This is a genomic window from Pseudomonas sp. NBRC 111133, from assembly GCF_001320605.1.
Lineage (GTDB): Bacteria > Pseudomonadota > Gammaproteobacteria > Pseudomonadales > Pseudomonadaceae > Aquipseudomonas > Aquipseudomonas monteilii.
Window position 1 is genome coordinate 23,910 of record NZ_BCBJ01000084.1, and the last position, 9,288, is coordinate 33,197.

Below are 9,288 nucleotides of genomic sequence, written 5' to 3' on the forward strand. Positions count from 1 at the left end.
GTTGCCAGGAGATACACGATGTCTACCCCACCCGTCACCCTGATGGTGTCGCGCCGCGCCGCCCATGGCCGCTACCAGGACTTGCTGGCCTGGTTGCATGAAGGCGAGCAGCTGGCCACCGACTTTCCCGGCTACCTTGGCTCGGGCATCCTTGCGCCGCCCCGCGATGGCGACGAATTCCAGATTATCTTCCGCTTCAGCGACGAGCCCACCCTGCATGCCTGGGAACACTCCGCCTCGCGCCGGGCCTGGTTACAACGCGGCAACGGCCTGTTCGAACGTCCCAAAGAGGCGCGCGTAAGGGGTATCGACGACTGGTTTGGCACCAACACGGTGCAAAAACCACCCCGCTGGAAACAGGCCGTGGCGATCTGGCTGGCATTCTTCCCAGTCTCGTTGCTGTTCAACCTGCTGTTTGGCCACTGGTTGGCAGCGCTGGACTTGGTACCCCGGGTACTGCTCAGCACCCTGGCGCTGACACCCGTGATGGTCTACCTGTTCATCCCCCTGTCCACCCGCCTGCTGGCCGGTTGGCTGCATGCCACCCCAACGCCCCCTGGCGCCCTGCGCAGCCGCTGAGGGCAGGCCATACAACAGGGAAACAGTTCGGGTATGCTGGGTGGCAACCAAAGGACAGACAAGTTGACCGCCCGAACATGAACAGCCCCATTCTCGTTACCGGAGCCAGCCAGCGCGTCGGGCTGGCCCTGGCCCTTGAACTGGCACAGGCCGGCCATACAGTGGTCAGTGCCAGCCGCAGTGTCCAGCCACAGACGGCCCACCCGAACATCGTGCAGTTCCAGGCCGACCTGTGCCAGGCGGCCGACCGCCAGGCCCTGATCGATCACCTGCACAGCCATTACGACGGCCTGCGCGCCATCATCCACAATGCCTCGCTGTGGCTTGATGACGGGCTCGACAACCTCGAAACCATGTTCCGCCTGCACGTCGAAGCGCCCTACCACCTCAACCTGGCCCTGGGCGACCTGCTGGCCAGGGTGGACAAAGCCGACATCATCCACATCTGCGACGAAACGTCCTCACGCGGCAGCAAGAGCCACATCGGTTATGCCGCCACCAAGGCCGCGCTGCAGAACATGGTGCTGTCGTTCGCCGAAAAATATGCGCCCAAGGTGCATGTGAACGGTATCCTGCCTGGGCTGCTGATCCTCAAGGAAGGGGGCGATGAAGCCTACCGCCAGCAAACCCTGAAAAAGGCCTTGCTGGAATTCGAACCCGGCGCCGGCCCGCTGATCGAGACCGTCAAGTACCTGCTCGCCAGCCAGTACAGCACCGGCAGCCAGGTGGTCATCAACGGCGGCCGCCACTTGAAAAACCGCATGACTTGAGAGACGCCCATGACCCCACAGCAACAGCTCGAACTCGAAGCCGCCGCGTTCCGGCGTTTGGTCGAACACCTGCAAAAGCGCACCGACGTGCAGAACATCGACCTGATGAACCTGTCCGGTTTCTGCCGCAACTGCCTGTCCAAGTGGTACAAGGCCGCAGCGGACGAGCGCCAGCTCGACCTGAGCCTGGATGACGCCCGCGAAACGGTGTACGGCATGCCCTACGCCGAGTGGAAAGCCCAACACCAGAAAGAAGCCAGCGCCGAACAACAAGCGGCGTTCGAAAAAGGAAAACCTCGTGACTGATCTGAACACCCTGCGCACCAGCCTGGCCAGCGGCCAACATGTATTTGCCGATACCCTGGCGTTCATTGCCGACAATTACAGCTACCAGCCCCAGGCCTTCAACAATGGTGGCGTGGAAAATGCGGCTGGGCAGAACGAAGGTTCGTGCAAGACGTTGGGCCTGGCACTGCTGGAAGGGCTGAGCGATCAGGAAGCGCTGCTGGCCTTTGGCGAGCACTACCGTGATGTGGTGGCCACGCCTGAGGGTAGCGACCATGGCAATATCCGTGCGCTGATCAAGCATGGGCTGGCTGGGGTGAAGTTTGCTGCGCAGCCTTTGGCGCGCAAGGCTTGAGATAGCCGGGGCCGCTTTACGGCCCCAAAATTTTGAGCCCACCATCAATCCATGATGGTGCCAGGCCCTCCTTCTTCCAGCCCTCCCTGCTGCAACCACTGCAAGGCTACCGGCCACAGGCTTTCGCGAAAGCGGTCATGGAAGAACGCGAAGTGGCCAATTTCCTCGACCGAGATATCCACAGGCGCGATGCGCAGGTGCCGGGCACCCTGCATATAACGCAGCAAACGCTCGGTGGCCGCGACGGTGCCGAAAGGGTCATCGGTCAGGCTGATGGCCAGGGTTGCCGCCCGCACCTGAGCGAACGGGAGCGTTTTCAGTTCACGGCCGCTGGGCCGGTGTTCGTAACGCGGGGTTCGTGTGGTCCAGTCGTGCACCACCCCGGACGGCGTGTCCTCCAGCCAACCCAGGCGCTTGCCGGGAAAGTAGCCAAACACCCGGTTCAATAGCGGCATCACCACATGCCACTTGCCAAACAGCTGCCAGCGCTGGTCGGCCGCGTAGTCGCGCCAGTAAGCAAACTGCGCGCCCACCATCACCACGCGGCGCACCCGATTGGCAGATGGCGCCAGGCCCACTGCACAGCCGCCGAAACTGTGCCCCACCACATCCACCAGCTGGCCAGGGAAATGCGTTGCCGCATGCGCCAGCATGGCTTCGAAATCGAGCCTGCCCCAGTCGCTCCATGAAGCCTGAAAACCGCGCAACGAAGCCGGGCGGGATTCGCCGATACCCCGGTAATCGTAGGTCAGCACATCGAAGCCCTGGGCGAACAGGAAGTCGGCAAAGCGTGAGTAATAACGGCAGCGTACCGAAGTGGCAGCGTTGATGATCACCAGCGGGCGCTGGGGGTCTGGCTGGGCGTGGCGCCAGCAGAAACCGCCGAGGCTGTAACCGTCGGCTGCGGGGTGGCGAAAGGCTGTGGCGGGTTGGGTGAGGCTGCTCATGGCGCATTCCCTGTTGTTGTGCGCCAAAACTAGCAAAGATTTTATAGCCTGTACCGGCCCGTTCGCAGGTGAACCCGCAAAAGGACCGGTACAGGCTATCGCCGATTACAGCTCGACGCAGTCGAACTTCACATCGGTAGCCACGTCTTCGTCGTAGTTGACGTCAGCACGCTCGAAGCCGAACAGGTTGAGGAACTGCTTCTTGTAACCGGCATAGTCGGTCAGCTCGAACAGGTTCTCGGTGGTCACCTGTGGCCACAGGGCCTTGCAGGCGCTCTGCACGTCGTCACGCAGTTCCCAATCGTCCAGACGCAGGCGGCCCTTCTCGTCGAGTTCGGCCGGGGCACCGTCGGCACGGTACATACGGTCGCGGTACATGCGGTCCAGCTGGTCCTGGGTGCCTTCGTGAACGCCCTTCTCCTGCATGATCTTGAAGACCATCGACAGGTACAGCGGCATCACCGGAATGGCCGAGCTGGCCTGAGTGACCACCGACTTCAGCACCGCCACGTTGGCGCCCCCCTTGAGTTCGCCGGCCAGTTTCTGGTCCAGGCGCAGGGCGGTTTCGTCCAGGTCCTGCTTGGCCTGGCCCAGCGCGCCGTGCCAGTAGATCGGCCAGGTGATGTCGCTGCCGATGTAGCTGAAGGCCACGGTGCGGGCGCCTTCGGCCAGCACGTCAGCGCCCGCCAGGGCGTCGATCCACAGCTGCCAGTCCTGGCCCCCCATGACGGTGACAGTGTCGGCGATTTCCTGCTCGGTGGCCGGCTCGATGCTGGCCTCGATGATGGTGTCCTTGTTGGTGTCGATGGCGGTCGACTTGTATGGCTGGCCGATTGGCTTCAGGGCCGAACGCACCAGTTCGCCGGTTTGCGGCAGCTTGCGCACAGGCGAAGCCAGCGAGTAGATGACCAGGTCAACCTTGCCACCCATTTCGTTCTTGATCAGTTCGATGACTTTGGCACGGGCCTCGTCAGAGAAGGCATCACCGTTGATCGACTTGCTGTACAGGCCCTCGGCCTTGGCAAACTTGTCGAAGGCAGCGGCGTTGTACCAGCCAGCAGTGCCGGCCTTGGTTTCGGTGCCTGGTTTTTCGAAGAACACACCCAGGGTGTCGGCCTTGAAGCCGAACGCTGCGGTGATGCGGGCCGCCAGGCCATAGCCGCTGGAAGCACCGATGACCAGGACCTTCTTCGGGCCATCCTCGCGCACGCCCAGCTTGCGGGTGGCTTCGATCTGGTCACGGACGTTGAGCTCGCAGCCCTTGGGGTGAGTCGTGGTGCAGATGAAACCGCGAACCTTAGGATGAATGATGGCCAATGTCTGTACCTCGTCAGGTTTATGCCGGGGAAGCGCCGCTTGAGGCGATTCCGATTGATCAGAGGGTGAGACTACCCCCGCAGGTTATCCGACACATATTACGGGGTGATCAAAGGGATGCAAAACGGTGGCAACCTCAATCCGGCAGTAAAGCCGCTCTAAGCCAATCCAGAAACTGCCTGGCCAGCGGATCATCCTGACTGTCCCGATGTACCAGACAAGCCCACGCGGGCCCGCGAACGCGCTGCGCCGACAACGCCTGCAAACGCCCCTCTTCCACTGCCCGCCGCGCCAGCAACTGGCTGACCAACGCCACCCCAAGCCCCTCGCTCGCCGCATCCAGCAACAAACCGGGGTCGGAAAAGTTCAACCCTTTGCCCTGCTGCCCCACCTCTTCGCCGCCTTCCAGTTGCCAGTGGCTCCAGTCCATTTCGCGCTCGCCATGCAGCGTGGTGCGCTGCTGTACCGGCGTTTGCAGCAAGGCTGGGTGGCAAGCCGGGTACAGCTGGTCTTGATGCAGCACGCTGAAACTGCACTCGGCCTGAGCACTGAGGTCGTCGCGGATGGCAAGATCGATGGTTTCGGTGGCCATGTCCGGCACCTCGAAACTGGTGAACAACCACAAGTCCACCTCCGGGCAGCGCTGATGGAAGTCCGTCAGTCGCGGCAACAGCCAGTGCCTGGCAAACGCCGGGCTGGTATTCACCACCAACTGGTTGGGCTTGCGGTACTGGTCGAGCCGACGAATGCCCACGGCCAGGTGCTGCAGCAATGATTGCGTGGTACTGAGCAGGTCGTGCCCGGCGTCTGTCAGGCTCACGCTGCGGCCACTGCGGTAGAACAGCGGCTGTTCCAGGTAGGTTTCCAGGCTGCGGATCTGCTGGCTGATGGCCGACTGGGTCAGGTTCAGCGCCTCGGCGGCCTTGTGGAAGCTACCCAGTCGCGCGGCGGCCTCGAAGCCGCGCAGGGCATTCAGGGGTGGCCAGTGTTTAAGCATGATTGATAAGCCCTGCTAATCAAATGTGCGCTAAATCTATCGTTTGTCGCCAGCCATGCCTAGCCATAGCATGAACACCAACACCCGCGACGGCGGGCTTCGTTGATAAAAAACCCTAATAGATCGGAGTTCACTATGCACCTGTCCCTCGACAGCGGCTGGCGCATGCCCGCCGAATGGGCACGCCACGCGGCAACCTGGATGGTCTGGCCACACAATCAGGCCCTGTGGGAAAGCGGCTGGAACGTGCGCCTGGCCGATGTCCAGCAGGACTACGCCCGAGTCGCAGCGGCCATCGCCCGTTTCGAGCCGGTGAAGATGGTGGCCGCCCCGTCCGCCGTGGCCAGCGCCCGCGCCCTGTGTGATGCCAACATCGAGCTGATCGAACTGGCGGTGGACGACAGCTGGTGCCGTGACAGCGGCCCGAGCTTCATCTGCCACCCGCAGCACGGCCTGGCCGGCCTGAGCTGGCGCTTCAATGCCTGGGGCGGCAAGTCGCAGCACAGCCAAGACCGCAGCCTGGGCCGGCGCATCCTCGACCAGCTGGGCCTGGACGGGTTCAGCACTGCACTGTGCAACGAAGGGGGTGCGATTCATGTCGACGGCGAAGGCACGCTGATCACCACCGAATCGGTGCTGCTCAACCCCAACCGCAACCCTGGCGTGAGCAAGGCCGATTTCGAGGCCTGTTTCGCCCGCCACCTGGGCATCCGCAAGACCATCTGGCTGCCAGGTGACCCGCAGTACGTCACCGGCGACATGACCGACGGCCACGTCGATGGCGTGTGCGCCTTCGCCCGCCCTGGCGTGCTGCTGGTGGATGCCACTCGAGACCCGCATTCGGTGTACGCCGAAGTGGTGCGGGAAAACCGCCGCGCCCTGGAGCTGGCCACCGATGCGCAGGGCCGCCACTTCGAACTGCTCGACCTGTACGAGGCCAGCGCCGCCGTTGACCCGAATGCCGAGGTGTTCTGCGCCTCCTACACCAACTTCTACATCGCCAACGGCGCAATCATCATGCCGGCCTATGGCATCGCAGCCGACCAGGACGCAGCTGCGCAACTGGCCCACGCCTTCCCGGGCCGCGAGATCGTACCGGTGCGCATCGACCACATTGCCCACGGCGGTGGCGGCATTCACTGCATCACCCAGCAACAGCCGCAGGTACAGCCATGAGCCTGCTGCGCGTGGCCACCACGCAGATGCCGTGCAGCTGGAACCTGCCCGATAACCTCGACCGCGCCGAACACCTGGTGCGCCAGGCTGCTGCCAAAGGTGCCCAGGTGATCCTGCTGCAAGAGCTGTTCGCCACCCCGTACTTCTGCATCGAACAACACCACCAGCACCAGGCCCTCGCCCAGCCCTATCCCGACACCCCGATACTGCAGCGCTTCGCGGCGCTGGCCGGCGAGCTGGGCGTGGTGCTACCGCTTAGCTGGTACGAGCGCGCCGGCAATGCCTTTTTCAACTCGCTGACCGTGGCCGATGCCGATGGCCGCCTGCTGGGGGTATACCGCAAGACCCACATCCCCAACGCCATTGGCTACCAGGAGAAGGAATATTTCAGCCCCGGCGACACGGGCTTCAAGGTCTGGGACACCGCGTTCGGGCGACTGGGCATTGGTATCTGCTGGGACCAGTGGTTCCCCGAAACGGTCCGTTGCCTGGCCTTGATGGGTGCTGAAGTGCTGCTGTTCCCCACCGCCATCGGCTCCGAGCCCGGCTGCGCCGAACTGGACTCGCGTGACCATTGGCAAATAGCCATGCGCGGCCACGCCGCCGCCAACCTGCTGCCGGTGGTGGCGGCCAATCGCGTCGGTGAGGAGGTCGCGGCCAGCGATGCATCGTTGTCCATGCGCTTCTATGGCTCGTCGTTCATCTGTGACCACAAGGGCGCCATGCTCAGCGAGGCGGACCGCGACAACACGGGCATCTGGTTGCACGACCTGGACCTTGCAGCCATGCGCGAAGACCGGCTGAGCTGGGGCATCTACCGCGATCGTCGCCCAGAGATGTACGCCCCCCTGCTGACCCTGGACGGCAAGCATCCACACACCCTGAGGGCCTGAGCATGAAACGCCACGTTCTAGCCGCAATGGCGCTGGCCGTCTGCGCCAGCCAGGCACAGGCCGAACAGCCCGTGCTGCGCCTGTACAACTGGGCCGATTATTTTGCCGAAGACACCCTCAAGCAGTTCACGGCCGAAACCGGCATCCAGGTGATCTACGACGTCATGGATGGCAGTGAAGTGCTCGAAGCCAAGCTGATGTCAGGGCGCAGTGGCTACGACCTGGTGTTCCCCGGTGACACCGTTGCCGAGCGGCTGATGCGCGCCGGGAGCCTGCAGCCATTGGACCACAGCCGCCTTGAGGCACTGGACGACATCGAGCCCGGCCTGCGCCAGCTGCATGCTCGCTACCCCAAGGCCAGCCAGGCCACCGTGCCCTACACCTGGGGCACCATCGGCCTGACGGTGAATGCCGACAAAGTCCGCCAGCGCATGCCCGATGCGCCGCTGGACAACCTCGACCTGCTGTTCAAACCAGCGCTGGCCGCCAAGTTCGCCGACTGTGGCATTTCGGTGATCGACTCGCCCGACGAAGTGCTAGCCGTGGTGCTCAACTACCTGGGCCGCGAGCCGCGCAGCGCCAAGCGTGAAGACCTGGCCGCCGCCAGCGAACTGCTCAAGGCCATACGCCCGTACGTGCGCAAGTTCCAGTCGCAGCCGGTGACCGAACTGGTCAACGAAAACCTGTGTGTGTCGCTGGGCTACAGCGGCGACGTGATCCAGGCCCAGCGTACCGCCGATGCCGCAGGCAAGCACCTGGACTTCCAATACCGTGTCCCCCGCCAGGGCACCACGGTGTGGATGGACACCATGGCCATCCCGGCCGATGCCAAGCACCCGGAATACGCCTATCGTTTCATCAACTTCGTCATGCGCCCGGCAAACATGGCCGCCATCAGCAACTTCACCGGCTACCCCACCGCCAGCGCCAAAGCGCGCCAGGCCGTGGACCCGCGCATGCGCGACAACCCCGACATCTACCTCGACGAAGCCACCTACACCCGGCTGATTCCGGGACGTGATATCCCACAGGCCGACATGCGGGCACGCATGCGCGTGTGGACACGCTTCAAGACTGCACAGGACTGACCCATGCCTAGCCGTAGAACCTTCCTGCAACTGTCACTGGCCGCTGGCCTCGGCACCGGCCTTGGCCTGCCGCTGGGCCTGGCCCGCGCTGAAGAACCGGGGCGCTGGTTCATGCCCGACGAAGGTGAACCACAGCAACGCGCCTTCATCGCCTTTGGCGCGCAGGATGCCATTTGGGAAGACTTCACCGCCGATGTGCAAGCTGCCCTGGGCCGTATCGCCCAGGCCATCGCGCGTTATCAGCCGGTCACCGTGTTCTGCCGGGCCAGCGAACGCAAGCTGGCCGAGCAGCACTGTGGCAGCCCACGCACCCGCTTTGTCGAATGCAACCTGGACGATATCTGGATGCGCGACATTGGCGCCAACTTCGTCCTCGATGACGACGGCGCGCTGGGTGCGGTGGACTTCAATTTCAACGGCTGGGGCAACAAGCAGCGCCACCGCAACGATGCGCAGCTGGCCAAACGGGTCGCTACCCTGGCGGGCGGTCAGTACCAACGCAGCGAGCTGGTAGGTGAAGGTGGCGCCATTGAAGTGGATGGCCATGGCACTGGCATCATGACCGAGAGCAGCTGGATCAACGCCAACCGCAACCCGGGCTGGAGCAAGGCCGACGTCGAGGCGGAGCTCAAGGCGCGCCTTGGGTTGAGCAAGGTCATCTGGCTGCCAGGCATCGCCGGCAACGACATTACCGACGGGCATGTGGATTTCTATGCCCGCTTCGTGCGGCCGGGGGTGGTCATTGCCAATCTCGACAATGACCCGGATTCGTATGATTACGCCGTGACGCGCAAGCACCTGGATATCCTCAGGCAGGCCACCGATGCCGAGGGGCGCAAGTTGCAGATACATGTGGTGTCACCGCCAATGCGTGGGCGGCG

11 protein-coding genes are annotated in these 9,288 nt (G+C 63.5%); 8 read left to right on the forward strand and 3 right to left on the reverse strand.

Annotated elements, in window-relative coordinates; all coding sequences use genetic code 11:
- The first annotated feature begins 18 nt into the window (after positions 1–18).
- From APH36_RS19995 to APH36_RS20010, 4 genes are all read left to right on the forward strand, one after another.
- The gene (locus tag APH36_RS19995; protein WP_060499967.1) at positions 19–579 is read left to right on the forward strand and encodes a hypothetical protein; all 561 of its coding nucleotides are present in this window, start codon (positions 19–21) and stop codon (positions 577–579) included.
- Positions 580–656: 77 nt separating this feature from the next.
- Complete coding sequence (gene folM / locus APH36_RS20000) at positions 657–1,349, forward strand: dihydromonapterin reductase (RefSeq protein ID WP_060499968.1); 693 nt, start codon at positions 657–659, stop codon at positions 1,347–1,349.
- Positions 1,350–1,358: 9 nt separating this feature from the next.
- Positions 1,359–1,655 (forward strand): DUF1244 domain-containing protein, encoded by a 297-nt coding sequence (locus tag APH36_RS20005; RefSeq protein ID WP_060499969.1) that lies wholly within the window; start codon positions 1,359–1,361, stop codon positions 1,653–1,655.
- On the forward strand, positions 1,648–1,989 hold the full coding sequence (locus APH36_RS20010; protein ID WP_060499970.1) for a HopJ type III effector protein: 342 nt from the start codon (positions 1,648–1,650) through the stop codon (positions 1,987–1,989). Before APH36_RS20005 ends, APH36_RS20010 begins: the two co-directional genes overlap by 8 nt.
- 44 nt (positions 1,990–2,033) lie before the next feature.
- Here APH36_RS20010 and APH36_RS20015 read toward each other — a convergent pair whose 3' ends face one another.
- The 3 genes from APH36_RS20015 to APH36_RS20025 form a co-directional block, all read right to left on the reverse strand.
- Entirely contained in the window at positions 2,034–2,936 is a 903-nt protein-coding gene (locus tag APH36_RS20015; protein WP_060499971.1) for an alpha/beta fold hydrolase, read from the reverse strand.
- A gap of 105 nt (positions 2,937–3,041) precedes the next feature.
- Entirely contained in the window at positions 3,042–4,253 is a 1,212-nt protein-coding gene (gene fabV / locus APH36_RS20020; protein ID WP_060499972.1) for an enoyl-ACP reductase FabV, read from the reverse strand.
- 136 nt (positions 4,254–4,389) lie between these two features.
- Positions 4,390–5,250: a LysR substrate-binding domain-containing protein gene (locus tag APH36_RS20025; RefSeq protein ID WP_060499973.1), complete on the reverse strand. Its 861-nt coding sequence runs from the start codon at positions 5,248–5,250 to the stop codon at positions 4,390–4,392.
- 135 nt (positions 5,251–5,385) lie between these two features.
- Between APH36_RS20025 and APH36_RS20030 the strand changes: the two genes are divergently transcribed.
- From APH36_RS20030 to APH36_RS20045, 4 genes are all read left to right on the forward strand, one after another.
- Positions 5,386–6,426 carry an agmatine/peptidylarginine deiminase gene (locus tag APH36_RS20030; RefSeq protein WP_060499974.1) on the forward strand — a complete coding sequence of 347 codons (1,041 nt, stop codon included), beginning with the start codon at positions 5,386–5,388 and terminating at the stop codon, positions 6,424–6,426.
- The gene (gene aguB / locus APH36_RS20035; protein ID WP_060499975.1) at positions 6,423–7,319 is read left to right on the forward strand and encodes an N-carbamoylputrescine amidase; all 897 of its coding nucleotides are present in this window, start codon (positions 6,423–6,425) and stop codon (positions 7,317–7,319) included. Before APH36_RS20030 ends, aguB begins: the two co-directional genes overlap by 4 nt.
- Before the next feature lie 2 nt (positions 7,320–7,321).
- Complete coding sequence (locus APH36_RS20040) at positions 7,322–8,407, forward strand: extracellular solute-binding protein (RefSeq protein WP_060499976.1); 1,086 nt, start codon at positions 7,322–7,324, stop codon at positions 8,405–8,407.
- Between the two features lie 3 nt (positions 8,408–8,410).
- On the forward strand, positions 8,411–9,288 hold an 878-nt coding region (locus tag APH36_RS20045; protein ID WP_060499977.1), incomplete at its 3' end, for an agmatine/peptidylarginine deiminase.

Bases quoted from the DNA above. Each gene is read 5' to 3' on its own strand.
- aguB (WP_060499975.1), top strand. From the start codon at position 6,423: ATGAGCCTGCTGCGCGTGGCCACCACGCAGATGCCGTGCAGCTGGAAC.
- APH36_RS20040 (WP_060499976.1), top strand. From the start codon at position 7,322: ATGAAACGCCACGTTCTAGCCGCAATGGCGCTGGCCGTCTGCGCCAGC.
- APH36_RS20015 (WP_060499971.1), bottom strand. From the start codon at position 2,936: ATGAGCAGCCTCACCCAACCCGCCACAGCCTTTCGCCACCCCGCAGCC.
- APH36_RS20025 (WP_060499973.1), bottom strand. From the start codon at position 5,250: ATGCTTAAACACTGGCCACCCCTGAATGCCCTGCGCGGCTTCGAGGCC.
- APH36_RS20005 (WP_060499969.1), top strand. From the start codon at position 1,359: ATGACCCCACAGCAACAGCTCGAACTCGAAGCCGCCGCGTTCCGGCGT.
- APH36_RS19995 (WP_060499967.1), top strand. From the start codon at position 19: ATGTCTACCCCACCCGTCACCCTGATGGTGTCGCGCCGCGCCGCCCAT.
- APH36_RS20030 (WP_060499974.1), top strand. From the start codon at position 5,386: ATGCACCTGTCCCTCGACAGCGGCTGGCGCATGCCCGCCGAATGGGCA.
- folM (WP_060499968.1), top strand. From the start codon at position 657: ATGAACAGCCCCATTCTCGTTACCGGAGCCAGCCAGCGCGTCGGGCTG.